The organism is Pseudoalteromonas apostichopi (assembly GCF_030297135.1).
Classification (GTDB): domain Bacteria; phylum Pseudomonadota; class Gammaproteobacteria; order Enterobacterales; family Alteromonadaceae; genus Pseudoalteromonas; species Pseudoalteromonas apostichopi.
This window is the reverse complement of sequence record NZ_AP028065.1, coordinates 1,821,419-1,836,692: the sequence shown is the minus strand read 5'-3', so window position 1 is coordinate 1,836,692 and position 15,274 is coordinate 1,821,419. Positions and strand designations below refer to the sequence as shown.

Below are 15,274 nucleotides of genomic sequence, written 5' to 3'. Positions count from 1 at the left end.
AGTAAAACCATGCAATTATCATCAATTCAACAACGCGTTATTGGCTGTTTACTCGAAAAGCAAAGTACAACACCCGAACATTACCCATTATCTTTAAACTCACTTACTAATGCATGTAATCAAAAATCTAACCGTGAGCCAGTAATGTCTCTAACTGAAGCGCAAGTCCAAGATACCCTTGATGAACTTATTGCATCACGCTTGGTAACGGTTGATGAAGGACTGTCAGGGCGTGTAAATAAATATGCTCATCGCTTTTGTAATACCGAATTTGGCAGTTTGCAATTTAGTGAGCAGCAACGCGCCATTATTTGTTTGTTACTATTACGAGGCCCGCAAACACCGGGAGAACTAAGAACTCGCAGCAACCGACTGGCTGAGTTTAGTAATGTCAATGAAGTCGAAGCAGCATTAAATGCACTCATCGAGCAAGAATATGTTGCACGCTTAGCACGAGAGCCAGGCAAACGAGAAAGCCGTTACATGCACTTATTTGTAGACCCAGACAGCATTACTGAAGACATGGCAGCTAATGAGCCTTTTCAGGACAACAGTAGTGAAGTGCAACAATTACGAAGCGAAATCGAAGATCTTAAGCAACAAATTAACGCAATAAAAGCGCATTTAGGTCTTTAATAAAAATCACGCCCGTAACATAATGTATAAAACGCTGACAACCACAACGAAAAATAGGAGCTCTACCATGCGTGCCGACATTCTGGCGGAAATGAAAGTCCAACCAACTATTGATGTAAAAGCGGAAATTACCCGTCGCGTTAACTTTCTTAAAAGCCGACTTATTGCTGCGCACTCTCGCTCACTTGTATTAGGGATCAGTGGTGGTGTTGACTCATCAACCTGTGGCCGTTTATGCCAATTAGCTGTTGATGAACTAAACCAAGAGCACAACACCAACGAATATCAATTTATTGCAGTACGCTTACCTTATGGCGTACAAGCAGACGAAGACGAAGCGCAACTCGCGGTTGATTTTATTCAACCGAGTAAGCGTATGACGGTTAATATCAAAGCTGCTGTAGATGGCATGCATGAGCAAGCAATGGCTGCAGTTGTTGGTGGTAATGCTGAATTACCAGAGCAAGCTAAAATCGACTTTATCAAAGGTAATGTAAAAGCGCGCCAACGCATGGTTGCGCAATACGAAATTGCCGGTTTCTGTCAAGGCTTAGTGGTTGGTACCGATCACAGTGCAGAAAACATCACTGGCTTTTACACTAAATTTGGTGACGGAGCGTGTGATTTAGCACCGTTATTTGGTTTATCAAAACGCCAAGTTCGTGCGCTTGCTGAGCACTTAGGTGCGCCAGCTGTACTAGTACATAAAGCCCCAACCGCTGACTTAGAGTGTGACCGCCCAGGCCTTACCGATGAAGAAGCGCTTGGCTTAACTTACGATCAAATTGATGATTTCTTAGAAGGTAAAGATGTCAGCAATGAAGTCGAAGAAAAGCTAACAGCTATTTACTTACGTACTCAGCATAAGCGCCAAGCAATCCCAACGGTTTACGATGCGCTTTAAATAACGATCAATAATTCATAAATAGTAAACGACACTTCTAGGGCAATGAGTAGCAGTAAAAAGCTAATGAGTTGCCCACTTTTCACTCTTGCACACACATAAGCACCTAGCGGTGCGCCCAGCACCACAACAGGAATAGCAGCTAATAGATAGGCTTGAATTTGTGGGTTAATAGTCTCGAGGTAAAAATAATTCATAACACTTGCTACGACAGACGTCACAGCCATAATGATCACTGTGGTTGCCGTTGCACGTTGAATATTCGCGTTATATGCAATAACTAACAGCGCAAAAACAGCAATATCGGCGCCCGACCCAACCAATCCTGATGCAACACCACCAAGCGTAGCTATCAACGCGACTCGCGTTTTATTTACGGTGATCTTTGTCTGGCTACAAATATGCTGAGCTCGCCGATAAATACGCCACGCTAAGGTCAACGCAAAACATAATAATAGTGCGCTAAAGACCGCTTTCACCGCTAACCTTGGTAAGTGATCAGCAATGAAAAATAAACTCAATATAGCGCCGAAAATAGCCATTGGCGTCGCGATTAATACCACTTGTTTGTAATAAGGGATACGGCTAAAAATAATTGTTAAAGCAGCAGCTGTCATACCAAAGCTTTGTATAGCAAGAGAAAACACTTTCGCTGTCGCAGGTTCTATCGCTAATATTTTGGTCATTACCGGAAACGCTACCGCACCGCCTCCCAGAGCAGTGCCACCAGCGACAAATGAGCCAACCGCCATCGTTGCAGCAATACTCAATTGCGTCACAAAATTACTCACTGCATTAGCGGGGCCTTGCAAAAGCAATAAAGTACAATAAACAGCGATAATAAATAGCCATGGTACGGTTCGTAGCCAGCTAAATGATTTAATGACAGCAAGCATAATGAAAAAGAAAAGTATCAAGTATGGCTATTATGCCTGAGACTGAAAACCGGGCAACTGATCTATGATTGCCAGTATTGCGTAGAATGTTTGGCAACATGAATGCAGTAAAGGTGAAATAGTTCTGTAATTTGGTTTATAGTTGTTACAGTTAAATACATTACTTTTCAAATCAAAAATCTAAGGTTTTATATTAGTTTATGTCATCGCCCATTTTAATTACTGGCGCAGGCCAACGTATTGGACTCGCTGTGGCCGAGCACTTTTTAGCGCAAGGGCAAGAAATAATAGTAACTTACCGTACCCGTCATGAAGCGATTGATGTGCTTGCAGGTAAAGGTGCCATTTGTATCCATGCCGATTTTAATAATGACCAAGCTATCGGGCATTTTATTGAAGAATTAAAAACCCATACCAACCAACTCAAAGCAATTATCCATAATGCGTCTAGCTGGGACTGTGAAGCAAATAACCACGATTACGCAGACCTATTTGACAACATGATGCGTATTCACGCCAAAGCGCCCTATTTAATCAATTTAGCAGCCTCTGACTTGCTATTACATTATCAGCAAAACAGTGGCCAAGCCGCAGATATTATTCATTTAACCGATTATGTCGTTGAGAAAGGCAGTCCTAAACACCTAGCTTATGCTGCAAGTAAAGCGGCGCTTGATAATTTAACCAAGTCGTTTGCTGCTAAATTCGCACCTGCCATTAAAGTAAATGCAATTGCGCCTTCGTTGATCATTTTTAACGAACACGACAGCGACGAGTACAAAGCAAAAACATTAAAGAAATCGCTAATGGGCATTGAGCCCGGCTGCGCCGAGATTATTAACAGCGTAGAACTATTACTAAACAGTCACTACATCACAGGTCGTTCTATGCCTGTTGATGGTGGCAGACATTTAAAATAACGAATTACTGAGAAAGCTATGCACGATGATTTAAAAAACAGTTACCAGCAAATAATTAGCGCAGTGGGTGAAGATCCTGCTCGTGAAGGATTACTCGACACACCAAAGCGCGCTGCAAAAGCGATGGAGTATCTGACTAAAGGCTATCGTCAAACATTAGATGAAATCACCAACAATGCGGTATTTACTTCAGATGCCGATGATATGGTATTGATCCAAGACATTGAGCTTTACTCTATGTGTGAACATCACTTACTGCCGTTTGTTGGCCGCTGTCATATTGCTTATATTCCAAACGGTAAAGTACTTGGCTTGTCAAAGTTTGCTCGTATTGTTGACATGTATGCTCGTCGTTTTCAAATTCAAGAACAGCTAACCCACCAAATTGCTAAAGCGGTTGAAGAAGTGACTGGTGCGAAAGGCGTTGGCGTAATTGTTGAAGCAAAGCACATGTGTATGATGATGCGCGGTGTTGAAAAGCAAAACTCGAGTATGCGTACATCAGTTATGTTAGGTAACTTCAGAGCCGATCCAAAAACCCGTAACGAGTTCTTACAACTAGTTAGAGGGTAATGATGGCCAACGCAATTATTAATGTCACTAATCTCAGGCTACGAACCTTTATTGGTTTTAACCCTGAGGAACGTGAGAAAAAACAAGATGTAGTGATTAATTTAGAAATTCATTACCCTGCTGATCAAGCTTGTGAGACTGATGCGGTTGATAAAGCACTAAACTACAAGACCATCACCAAAGAAGTGATCAGCCTTGTCGAAGAAGGCCACTTTTTGCTGTTAGAAAAATTGGTTGCTGAAATTTTAGCAATTTGCCACCAGCATCAAAGTGTTCACTATGCCAAAGTGCGCGTCGATAAACCTCATGCGCTGCGTTTTGCTGATTCAGTATCACTGACCCTTGATTGGCAAAAAAGCTAAAATAGTTTTTCTAGCCCTACCGCAAAGGCAAGCACAGCTAAATAACGTGCGCCTTTGCCTAGGGTTACGAGAAACAAAAAGAGCGAAAACTTAACCCTAAAAATTCCGCCAACAACCGTTAAAGGGTCCCCGACAATAGGCAGCCAAGCAAACAACAAACTGTAAATACCGTACTTATTGAATTGCTTTTCGGCTTTGTCTATCGACTTTTCTGAAACGGGAAACCATTTGCGGTCTTTAAATCGCATGACTTGCGTGCCCAGCCAATAATTCACGCAACTCCCAAGCACATTGCCCAGGGTTGCACTTAGCCATAACAACCAAAGTAGATAGTCACCACTGGCTATCATAGCAGTCATCACTAATTCTGAAGAGCTAGGTAATAAGGTTGCGGAAATAAACGCGCTGAGAAATAACGATAAATAGGCCATAAACATCACATAAAAAAGCTCAGCAAACGGCTGAGCTTTTAATATACCCAAACCACCTTACTTTATAAATTCTATCGCCATTGGGTATTTAACTTCTTTACCATCGTTGGCTTTAATCGCCGATACGACCACCATAATTAATGAGAATAGCGCTACCAATGGCAGCAGAATGACACCAATGACAACAAACATCAGCATGAAGCAGACAATGTAGGCGATCATCATGGTTAATTGAAAGTTTAATGACTTGCGGCCATGCTCTGCAACGAGCGGCATTTCTTCTTTTTTTACAAGCCAAACAATCAAAGGCCCAATTACCGAGCCGAACGGGAAAAGCAAGCCAGCTAAGGCACTTAAGTGACAAAACATTGCCCACATGCGCTGCTCTTTATCTGCCACAATTATTTCAACTTTTTGATTATCATCCATTTTAAATTCCTTGTTATGGGTCTGTTTATTTCTCTACTATAAACCTTAATGACCTTTTACCCTAGCTAAATTGATTAAATTTAAAGCTCTCAACCAACACAAAAGGCTGTAATCAACGTTGTGATAAAAATGTGATAACTTCGTGAAGGTTTCTGGATATTGCTATTCGATACTGATATTGAATCATCAAAAACAGGAATCTAATATGAAAGCTTTACCTTTAACTTTGTTCGCTGCATGCGCAGTAACCAGCCTTGCAAGCCACGCTGCTGAGCTTGATATAAAACTAACTAACCTCACGCAAGGTTTACACTTTACCCCTATTCTCATTACTGCTCATAACAGTGACAACAAACTTTTCAGCGTTGCAATGCCTGCTTCTACAGCCTTACAAACGATGGCTGAGGGCGGCAATCTCGAGCCGTTAATGAGTGAAGCCACAGCCGCAAACAGCGATATGGTTGCCAACCCAGCTGAAGGTTTACTGGCACCAGCAAGCTCAACGATGGCTAGCTTATCCACCACGGATGGCAATAACTACTTATCTCTAACAGCAATGCTACTGCCTACCAATGATGGCTTTGTAGGTTTAGATAGTTGGATGATCCCAGCAGAAGCTGGTACCTACACTGTTTATCTCAATGCGTATGATGCGGGTACCGAAGCCAATGATGAGCTTGTTGTTGAGGGCTCAGGCATGCCGGGCACGCCAGGCATTCCTGCTGCACCGGGTGGCAATGCGGGTATGAATGGCAGCGGCGTCACCAGTAGCGAAACAAATATGATGGTGCATATTCATCCGGGTAATTTAGGTGACGACGATTTAGAAGCGGGGATGAGCGATCTCGATAACACAGTACACAGATGGTTAAACCCAGTTGCGATGCTAACAGTTACGGTTAAATAGGAGGTTATTATGCGCTTTTCAAAAAGCTTAATTATCCTCGCATTGAGCGCCGGCCTTGCAGCCTGTGGGGATTCAGATAAATCATCAGACAACATGGATGAAGCGCTTGAAGAAATGACAATGGAAATGGGTGAGATGGCGACAAATCATCAATTTATGGTGGAGGTAGTCAACCTCACTGCTGCCCAGCCATTTTCTCCCATTGCTGTGATTGCTCACACAGAAGGCATGCTTTGGCAAATTGGCGAGCCAGCATCTGAAGCTCTTGAAATTATGGCTGAAGGCGGCGATAACAGCGAGCTACTCGCTGCAGAAATGACAATGCAAGCAGCTTCCGACGAAAGCCCATTACCACCTGGGGAGCAAGTCACATTGACCCTGACGACAGGTGAGCTTGATTCATTAAAAATCAGCTTAGCAACCATGTTGGTGAATACAAATGACGCGTTTACCGGTCTTAATGCTATAGACGTGTCTTCGTTAGCGGTTAATGAGTCACTGTCTCGCACTAGTTTTGCCTATGATGCAGGCACAGAAGCTAACTCTGAAGCACAAGGCACGATCCCTGGTCCTGCTGACTCAGGCGAAGGTTACAACGAAATGCGCGACGATACTAACCGTGTTGCAATGCACCCAGGTGTGGTTAGTCAACATGATGGCCTTGCAAACTCAGTGCTCACTAGCCAGCATAAGTTTGATAACCCGGTTGCTCGGATCAAGATAACGCGGACGCAATAATAATCGCACTCCTTACACCGAGGTCATAAGGATGTGCCTCTGTGATTTGGAGTAAGCAATGCGCCAAGAAAAATTATTAATCGTCGAAGATGATAGAGCAATACGCCAACTTATCAGCACGCAATTACATTGCCTGAACTTACATATTGATGAAGCATCGAGCGCAGAGGCTGCAATAAAGAAGCTTGCCAGCTCGAGCTATGGCTTAGTACTGCTCGATATCAACCTACCACAAATGGATGGCTTGAGCTTATGTCGCAAAATTAAAGAGCACTACCCAAGCATTGCTGTTATTTTACTAACCGCACTCAGTAGTGACATGGACAGAGTGATTGGTCTGGAAATGGGCGCTGATGATTACATTTGCAAACCTTTTTTCGCTAGAGAGTTACAAGCACGAATAAAAACTCAATTACGGCATAGGTCGCAACTGATAGCAGCCCAATCACATCATGAAGACAGCGCTCAAGCGGCAATTCAACTTGGAGAGCTTCACATTGAATTTACCAGCCACCAAGCATTTTTAGCTGATAAGGCAATTAACTTAACCGCTACCGAATTTGATTTACTCGTTTACTTTGCCAAGCACCCAAATCATGTTTTTAGTCGCCAACAGTTACTTGACCAAGTATGGGGTTATCAACACAGCGGCTACGAGCATACAGTCAATTCTCATATAAACCGTTTACGTAGTAAATTTGAGCAGCATCACCCAGCAACCTTTATAGAAACAGTCTGGGGTGTAGGTTATAAACTAAATCCAGGTCAGTTGAGTGCAAGCTAATGAAATCAATGACGCTTTATCAAAAACTTGCTTGGTCATTGGTGCTTATTTTTAGCCTGTTATGTGCGCTGGTTTTAAATTGGAGCAAGCAATTAGAGCAAAGCTCTGTACACCATGCCCAGCAAAACTTGCACCTCCAACTAGCCGAGCATTTAGTGCACGACAATCCACTGATCAAACAAGGTGTGTATGACTATGATGCGCTAGAAAACCTATTCCACACACTAATGATACTTGGCCCAGCTTTTGAGTTTTATTTTGTAGACCCTGAAGGTCATTTACTGACTTATTCAGCCAAGCCGGGGCAAGTCGTTAGGCAACAAATAAACTTAGGCCCAATACAGAAACTAATTGAAGACCCAACTGCCACACCGATTTATGGTGACGATCCGCGCAGCAAAGATGGCGTAAAAATATTTTCAACTGCGCCGGTTCATAATCAGCAACAGCTGCAAGGCTATTTATACGTGATTATTGGCGGGCAAGATTACGATACAACCCTTAAAAACATTAAAGCCAATGATAACCTTTGGCTTGCCGCTATGTGGTTTGTAGCCGCCTTAGTTGCGCTCTTTATTGCGATGTTGCTGTTATTTCGGTTTTTCACCTTACCACTAAAAAAACTCAATAAAGAGCTTAATAAAATAGAAGCGGCTAACTACAGCCTAACCAAAATGTCATTGGATTCTAGCTACACAGCTCATGATGAAATAGGCAATTTAAGTAAAGGCGTCAACGCCATGCTGGCGCGTATTGATGAGCAGTTTCAGTCATTACAGCAAGCCGATAAACAACGCCGAGAGTTACTCACTCACTTATCACACGATTTACGTACGCCGCTATCTTCACTGCACGGCTTTCTGGAGGTGATCAATAAACCGAATAGCCACTTAAACGAGCCTGAGCAACGTCATTATCTCAACCTTGCAATGGATAATTGCCAGCAACTAAAACAGCTGATTGAGCAAATTTTTGAATTGGCTAATTTAGAATGCGGCCAAGTAAAAATACAATCCGAGACCTTTAATTTGGGCGAGTTGATTTATGATTGTGTAGCAAAGCTTGCTCTAACAGCGCAATCAGCAGGAATTTCACTCAAGGTTATTCCCGAAATTTGCGATTTTACCGTGACGGCAGACATCGCAAAATTAGAGCGGGTGCTTACAAACTTAATCGAAAATGCCATTCGGCATACACCAAATGGCGGTGAAATTGCCGTTAAGGTTAGCCAACAAAGTGATCAGTTATACGTGGCAGTGTCTGATACCGGGGTTGGTATTCATGAGGATGAACTCAATGCGATTTTCGAACCTCACTATCAGGCGCGTAATAGTATAAAACGAGGCTCAACAGGCTTAGGGCTCGCTATTTGCAAGCAACTGCTCACCCTAATGGATAGTGAAATAAACGTAAAAAGTACCTTAGGAAAAGGCAGTGAATTTCGTTTTAATTTAGCTATGCAGGCACCCGCTTAATCACGGATGCCTGTGTTGTTATTATTTTTCGATACCCGCCAAATCGAGCATAAAGGCGTAATATAAAGCGGTATCTTGCAAGCTTTTAAAGCGCCCAGAAGCACCGCCATGCCCTGCTTCCATGTCGGTTTTGAACAGCAACAGGTTATCATCGGTTTTATATTCACGTAGCTTAGCAACCCATTTTGCCGGCTCAAAATACTGCACTTGTGAGTCGTGCAAACCGGTAGTAACTAACATATTTGGGTAAGCCTGCTTCTTAACTTGGTCGTACGGCGAATATGACAGCATGTAATCATAATAGACTTTATCGTTCGGGTTACCCCACTCGTCATACTCATTCGTTGTGAGTGGTAAGCTGGCATCAAGCATAGTCGTAACTACATCAACAAAGGGTACTGCGGCAATCACCCCTTTATATAGCTCAGGCGCTTGATTAACAACAGCCCCCATTAGCAAGCCACCCGCACTGCCACCCATGGCAAAAATATTATCTTTATCAGCATACTTTTGAGCAGCTAGAGACTTAGTCACATCTATAAAATCATTAAAGGTGTTTTGTTTCTTCAGCAACTTGCCGTCTTCGTACCAAGGGCGACCCAGCATTTGCGAGCCACGAATATGCGCAATCGCAAACACAAAACCACGATCAAGCAAACTTAAGCGTGAACTTGAAAAGCTCGGATCCATGGTCGCACCATACGAACCATAACCATATTGCATAAGCGGATTAGAGCCGTCTTTTTTGAACTTGTCTTTACGATAAACAAGGCTAACAGGAACATCGACACCATCTCGGGTAGTCACATAAACTCGCTCAGAGGCATAGTTGTCAGGGTTAAAATCACCTAACACTTTACGCTGTTTAAGCAGTGTTTTTTCGCCACTTTCTAGGTTGATATCGTAGCTGCTGCCTGGCGTCGTCATACTTGAATAGTAAACACGTAAGTTAGGGTTACCTAACTCACGATTACCATAACTAAAGACCATATAAGTTGGGTCATTAAACGCAACGACTTGCTCTTGTTGGTTACGAAGGTCGCGAATAGTGATTCGGGTTTGCCCCATTTCTCGCTCTTCGTAAACTAAATGATTGTTAAATAACTCAATGCCTTCAAGTTTCACGTTATCACGACCAGCAATTATCGTTTGCCATTGTGCTTTATCATGAGCTTTATCGCGATGCACTTTCATCAGTTGGAAGTTAACAGCATTTAAATTAGTAACGATGTAATACCAATCACCTAACTTTTTGATGTCATATTCAAGCCCTGCTTCGCGTTCAATAAAACGTTTTGGCATTGCTTTGACATCATTAGCATCAATAACCGAGACACCCGAAGCACTGGTGCTGCCATGACTAATATAGATTTCTTGTTGGTCTTTACTCTTATAAATACTGGTGTAGTAACTGGTGTTTTTCTCTTCGTAAACGAGTTCGTCGTCGGCTTGCGGGGTGCCTAGCGTATGGCGATATACTTGGTAGCCTAACAGCGTTTGTAGGTCTTTTTTGATGTAGTAAAAGGTTTTGTTGTCATTTGCCCAGACTACATCACCTTCCGTGCCTTCAAGGCTTTCTGTGAGCATTTTACCTGTGGTTAAATCTTTTACTTTAATTGTGTAAATACGGCGACTCACAGTGTCTTCACCATAAGCCAGCAAATTGCCATTTGGGCTGACAGCTAAACCTGTTACGGCAAAATAGTCATGATTTTTAGCCAGCTCATTCACATTTAAGATAACCTGCTTATCCTCTCCTTGGCTATCTTTGCTGCGCACATACACTGGGTATTCGTCATCACCGCGCGTTTGTGAGAAGTAGTAATAATCGCCTTTTTTTGTCGGTACGGTATCGTCATCCTTTTCAATACGTCCTTTAAGCTCTTCGAACAAGGTGTTTTGTAGCGTTTGAGTATGTGCCAGCTTGCTTTCAACATACGCATTTTCTGCATTTAAATGGGTAATAACAGCGGCATCTTTGCGCTCATCATCACGCATCCAGTAGTAGTTATCGATACGTGTGTCACCATGAATGGTCATTTCATGAGGTATTTTTTTAGCAAGCGGAGCTACAACCTGAACTTGCTCTGTTATAACGGCTTGCTCTTTATTATCTGGGACTTTATTACACGCTGATAGAACAGCTAAAGAGAGTGCCGCAAGGCAAAGTGAATGGCCAACTTTCATGGGATTCCTGTATTAGTTTTATTATTCTGTCTCCAATATAAGTAAAAAAACGGCAACATATAAGTAGCCTTTGTGAAGCAATGTAAAAAGGGAGCCGAAGCTCCCTTTTATTGTTTACTTATCAAGTAATTACTTTTGCTTACGACGACGCATAAATGCGAACGGTGCAGCAAGTAATGTTAACCATGCTAGTGAACCTGAAGAAGATTTTTTCTTCGCTGGTTCTTCAGCTACAACATCTTCTGCCGGGTCTTGTGTCACTGCAATAGTAATAGTAACCGCTTCTGACATGTTGCCTGCAGAGTCAACCGCAGTTACTGATACTTCGATAGAGGTTGTTTGCTCATAATCGATAGCGCCAGCAACCATTAACTCACCCGCATCACTGATGCTGATGCTATCACTACCTGTCACTTCATATGTTGCGATAGGAGTCAGGTCTGCATCTGGGTCAGTCGCAGTCACAGTGCCAATTACAGTACCTTCCGCAGCGTTTTCTTGAACCGTGAATTCACCAAGCTCAGCATCGATCACAGGGTTAACTTCTTCTGGCTCGTCAGCAACGTTCATTACCTCAACAGTCACCATCGCTGGCTCAGAGATATTGCCTGCAGAATCTACTGCAACAACTTCAAGTTCAATACTCATCATGCCAGCATCGTAGTCAAGCATGTCGCTATTCATAACAACAACATCACCTGATGCAGTCACTGAAACAGCTGTAGAAGTAGAATTAACTACAATATATTCAGCGATTGGGTTAGCAAGCTCAGCACCATAAGTTGCTTCTAGTGAACCAATCACAGTATCTACCGCTGTGTTTTCGTCTACAGAGAATGACGCGTCAGCAAGAACTGGAGCAACGTCAGCATCTTCGCTTGGTGTTGCTGCGAACGCTTTTGAACCTGAGTCAGATAAGATCATGAAGTCTGCACCAGCATTCAATAATGTTGCAGAAGCACCAGGCTCTAATGAGCTAACGACTTCACCAGCTTCATCAACAAGTGCTGCATATACGTCACTTGATGCATCAGTAAATGTATATGTACCCATTGCAACATCACCTTCACCTGATGCAATTGGCGTCCACGTTTCTTCTTCTGTACGGAAACGTACATTTGCAGTCGCTTTACCAATATCATCAGCAGTAAGGCCAAATGCGCCTAGACAGCTTTGCATTGTAAGGTGATTGTTACCAATAATTTGATAAACATTGTTGAGGTTACCCGAAGAGCTGCCATAGCCGTGAGTAAAGGTAATCGCAGTACCCGGCTCTACATCATAGAACCACTCTAGTTTACCATTTTGCACTGTAACATCGTATGTACCATCTTGGTCAATATCGAAGTCAGCCATGAAACCACCCACGTAAGAGTGTGTAATACCTTCATTCATAACCATCGTGGTTAATGTAACATAGCCGCTATCACAGATATCTGTTGGTACTGCAAATGTTTCAATAGATGCACCCACTAAATCAAAACGTTGGTCTTCATCTACATCATCAGTCATTACAGTAGGAGCAAACACTGGTTCAAGTGCTACCGCACCTGTATTTGTTATCTGATGAGCAACACCATTGTCTGTCATTACAGGCATGAAGCTCATCGCAGCATTTGCTTTTGGTAATACATGGTAAACAAGGTGGAATGCTTCATCGCTACCATCAGAGAAGATTAGCGCACCATCAAGCTCTAGTTTGGTTAAATCAGCCGTTGCATCTTGTGAGCCGATATTATCATCCGTTAATGTCCATTCTGGTAACGTTGCCGGATCAATTGTTGCAGTCACATCAAATGACATAGTTTGACCCGCAGGAACAGTGATTGAATCTGGGTAATCAAGTGAGAATGAACCACGCTCAACGTCATCTGCATAACGTTGTTCAAGAGAAAGTGTGTAAACTTTGTCTTCATTAGAGAAGTTCTTAACTTGAACAGTTTTCGTTAGCTCAACAGTTTCTGATGCACTTACTAAACCAAACGAAAGTGCCGCTTGCTTAGTATCAGCTGCCCACGCAGCTACAGGTAAATTTGCAGCTTTGTTTACATCAACAAGACCCGCACCGATGTAACTAATTGGCGCAAGTTCTGCATCCGGGTTAATTGCTAACGGCTCCATAGTCACATTTAGGTTAGCAGTGTTCATTAACGTCGCTTTGATTTCAAGCGCATTACGCTCTGGTAGCGCTTCTTTTAATAAGCTCACCGCACCTGCTGTGATAGGACCAGAGAATGAAGTACCTGTTGCGCCAGTAAGGCCATCACCTAGACCAGGATGAGCAGTCATGATGTTTACGCCTGGTGCTGTAATTTCAGGTTTTAATAGACCACCCATTGAAGGGCCACGCGATGTGAAGTCTGCAATTGCACCAGATAGAACTAAACGCTCAACTGTTAGGTTGAATGTACCACCCGCTTTTAAAGCAGTACCCGCTGCAAACGTTACACCTATTGAAGGTATAGTAACAGCAGGATCTGAACCACCCATAGGTGCTGGCGTGCCATCATCAGTGTTGTTTGCAATAATAACAAACTCAGCGCCTTTAGCTTGTGCAGCTAATACCTTAACTGTAAATGCACATGCACCACGGTCGATGATAACGCCTTTACCTGTGAAATCTACGTCATCAGCAAACGCTTCACACGCTGTCTGGTTTGCATCTGGGTAAACAAGATCCAAGTTTTCATTAGTGTAGCTAAATGCAGTTTGCGGACCAAAGCTTGCAGGCTGAACAATTGCTTCTTCGCCATTAATTGTACCGCTACCAATTGACTCAGCACCTGTAGGGTGAGTCATCGCACCTACTGAAAGTGCGTTCTCAGTGGTACTTGGGCCACCAACGATGAAAGGATATGCACCGTCATTACCCGCTGAAATTACAACGTTTGTGCCAAGCTTAACAGCTTGGTTGATGAATAGACCAACAGCATCATTGGCAATATCACCGTAGTCACCACCTAAAGACATGTTAATTACATCAACACGGTCGCTAATGTCACCATTACCATCAGGGTCCATTGCACTTTCAAGCGCGAGAAGTTGTGCAAGACCAGGACAACCACTGTTACATACAGAGTAAACGAATAGATCTACGTTTGGCGCAATACCGTTAACAGAGTGAGAAACGTGTGTACCGTGGTTAGTTGTCACATCAATTGGATCGTTGTCATAATTGATGTAGTCATAACCGCCTAATACTTTACCTTGTGGCCAATCTACAGAAGCAGGATCAGCAATTGCAGCAGCATAAGCTTCATCAGTACCCGCACCACCAAAGGCTTTATGGGTGTAATCGATGCCCGTATCAAGAACAGCAACACGAACACCTTCACCTGTCGCTAATCCATTAGATACTAATGGAGTCGCTTCAATATAGTCAGCGCTGTCAGCAACATGCAATTCATAATCGTATACTGGGTAAATACCCTCTACTTGAGAGTTTGATAATAACTTAGCAACATCTTGCTTGTTACCATTAACTACGATTGAGCTTACTAGTGTTGATGTTTTTGCAACAACCTCAAGTGGTAAGTCCATGCTATTAATAGCTTGTTCTACGCTTGCTTGCGCTACTTTTGCTTGTGCTTGAACAGAGGCTACATCAACACCCATTGTTTTAGCATTAATTGATGCTGGAGCATTTAACTTAACTAGCCAACTAGTCGCTTCACTGCGTACTTTTTGTTCTTTTTTTGTTACCGCACTCGCTTTAATTAATTTTTTACCAGCAAGGTTATACTTAGAAAAATCATTGGCTTGCGCACTAGCGCACATAGCACTCGTTACAGCCAAAGCAACTGCAGTTCTTTTTATTAGATTATTAGACATGGGTTCCCCTGGGATATGTTATGTTATCGTCTAAATAGTGATTGAAACAAAGTTTCAGCACCAATATAAAACGGAAACACAAACAAGAACAACATTACAGTTACAAAACTATTACATTTCATTCGACATAAAGCACGTTTAAAACCCCAACCAATTGTTTATTAAGTGCTTTATTGTGAAATCTCGAGTTGTAAATATTTG

The 15,274-nt window shown here is 42.7% G+C and carries 14 protein-coding genes; 9 read left to right on the top strand and 5 right to left on the bottom strand.

The features are described 5' to 3' along the window. The first annotated feature begins 9 nt into the window (after positions 1-9). Both QUE86_RS08205 and nadE read left to right on the top strand, forming a co-directional pair. The gene (locus QUE86_RS08205) at positions 10-636 is read left to right on the top strand and encodes a YceH family protein (protein ID WP_130050061.1); all 627 of its coding nucleotides are present in this window, start codon (positions 10-12) and stop codon (positions 634-636) included. Between the two features lie 67 nt (positions 637-703). Beyond that, complete coding sequence (gene nadE / locus QUE86_RS08200; RefSeq protein ID WP_130050062.1) at positions 704-1,540, top strand: NAD(+) synthase; 837 nt, start codon at positions 704-706, stop codon at positions 1,538-1,540. Here the strand turns inward: nadE and QUE86_RS08195 are convergent. Continuing rightward, positions 1,537-2,331 carry a sulfite exporter TauE/SafE family protein gene (locus QUE86_RS08195; RefSeq protein ID WP_240701295.1) on the bottom strand — a complete coding sequence of 265 codons (795 nt, stop codon included), beginning with the start codon at positions 2,329-2,331 and terminating at the stop codon, positions 1,537-1,539. The genes nadE and QUE86_RS08195 overlap by 4 nt on opposite strands. Before the next feature lie 305 nt (positions 2,332-2,636). On the opposite strand from QUE86_RS08195, the gene folM reads away from it, so the two are divergent. The 3 genes from folM to folX are packed head-to-tail and all read left to right on the top strand — an operon-like array spanning position 2,637 to position 4,291. Continuing rightward, positions 2,637-3,356 carry a dihydromonapterin reductase gene (gene folM / locus QUE86_RS08190; RefSeq protein WP_130050063.1) on the top strand — a complete coding sequence of 240 codons (720 nt, stop codon included), beginning with the start codon at positions 2,637-2,639 and terminating at the stop codon, positions 3,354-3,356. 18 nt (positions 3,357-3,374) lie between these two features. Beyond that, the gene (gene folE / locus QUE86_RS08185; protein WP_063700628.1) at positions 3,375-3,929 is read left to right on the top strand and encodes a GTP cyclohydrolase I FolE; all 555 of its coding nucleotides are present in this window, start codon (positions 3,375-3,377) and stop codon (positions 3,927-3,929) included. A 2-nt stretch (positions 3,930-3,931) separates the two neighbouring features. Then, positions 3,932-4,291 carry a dihydroneopterin triphosphate 2'-epimerase gene (gene folX, locus QUE86_RS08180; protein WP_054554637.1) on the top strand — a complete coding sequence of 120 codons (360 nt, stop codon included), beginning with the start codon at positions 3,932-3,934 and terminating at the stop codon, positions 4,289-4,291. Here folX and QUE86_RS08175 read toward each other — a convergent pair. Both QUE86_RS08175 and QUE86_RS08170 read right to left on the bottom strand, forming a co-directional pair. Then, positions 4,288-4,722, bottom strand: a complete 435-nt coding sequence (locus QUE86_RS08175; RefSeq protein ID WP_130052219.1) for a YqaA family protein — start codon at positions 4,720-4,722, stop codon at positions 4,288-4,290. The genes folX and QUE86_RS08175 overlap by 4 nt on opposite strands. 57 nt (positions 4,723-4,779) lie before the next feature. Further along, positions 4,780-5,151, bottom strand: a complete 372-nt coding sequence (locus QUE86_RS08170; RefSeq protein WP_130050064.1) for a DUF4870 domain-containing protein — start codon at positions 5,149-5,151, stop codon at positions 4,780-4,782. Positions 5,152-5,356: 205 nt separating this feature from the next. On the opposite strand from QUE86_RS08170, the gene QUE86_RS08165 reads away from it, so the two are divergent. The 4 genes from QUE86_RS08165 to QUE86_RS08150 are packed head-to-tail and all read left to right on the top strand — an operon-like array spanning position 5,357 to position 9,055. Then, positions 5,357-6,058: a spondin domain-containing protein gene (locus QUE86_RS08165; RefSeq protein WP_250661502.1), complete on the top strand. Its 702-nt coding sequence runs from the start codon at positions 5,357-5,359 to the stop codon at positions 6,056-6,058. A gap of 9 nt (positions 6,059-6,067) precedes the next feature. Beyond that, positions 6,068-6,796: a spondin domain-containing protein gene (locus tag QUE86_RS08160; protein ID WP_286256490.1), complete on the top strand. Its 729-nt coding sequence runs from the start codon at positions 6,068-6,070 to the stop codon at positions 6,794-6,796. A 58-nt stretch (positions 6,797-6,854) separates the two neighbouring features. After that, on the top strand, positions 6,855-7,580 hold the full coding sequence (locus QUE86_RS08155) for a response regulator transcription factor (protein ID WP_130050067.1): 726 nt from the start codon (positions 6,855-6,857) through the stop codon (positions 7,578-7,580). After that, positions 7,580-9,055, top strand: a complete 1,476-nt coding sequence (locus QUE86_RS08150; RefSeq protein WP_130050068.1) for a sensor histidine kinase — start codon at positions 7,580-7,582, stop codon at positions 9,053-9,055. The genes QUE86_RS08155 and QUE86_RS08150 overlap by 1 nt, the downstream gene beginning before the upstream one ends. A gap of 21 nt (positions 9,056-9,076) precedes the next feature. On the opposite strand, the gene QUE86_RS08145 is transcribed toward QUE86_RS08150, so the two are convergent. Together QUE86_RS08145 and QUE86_RS08140 are read right to left on the bottom strand one after the other, a co-directional pair. Continuing rightward, positions 9,077-11,242 carry a S9 family peptidase gene (locus tag QUE86_RS08145; RefSeq protein ID WP_130050069.1) on the bottom strand — a complete coding sequence of 722 codons (2,166 nt, stop codon included), beginning with the start codon at positions 11,240-11,242 and terminating at the stop codon, positions 9,077-9,079. Between the two features lie 129 nt (positions 11,243-11,371). Next, positions 11,372-15,073 carry a S8 family serine peptidase gene (locus QUE86_RS08140; protein WP_286256484.1) on the bottom strand — a complete coding sequence of 1,234 codons (3,702 nt, stop codon included), beginning with the start codon at positions 15,071-15,073 and terminating at the stop codon, positions 11,372-11,374. Between the last annotated feature and the right edge of the window lie 201 nt (positions 15,074-15,274).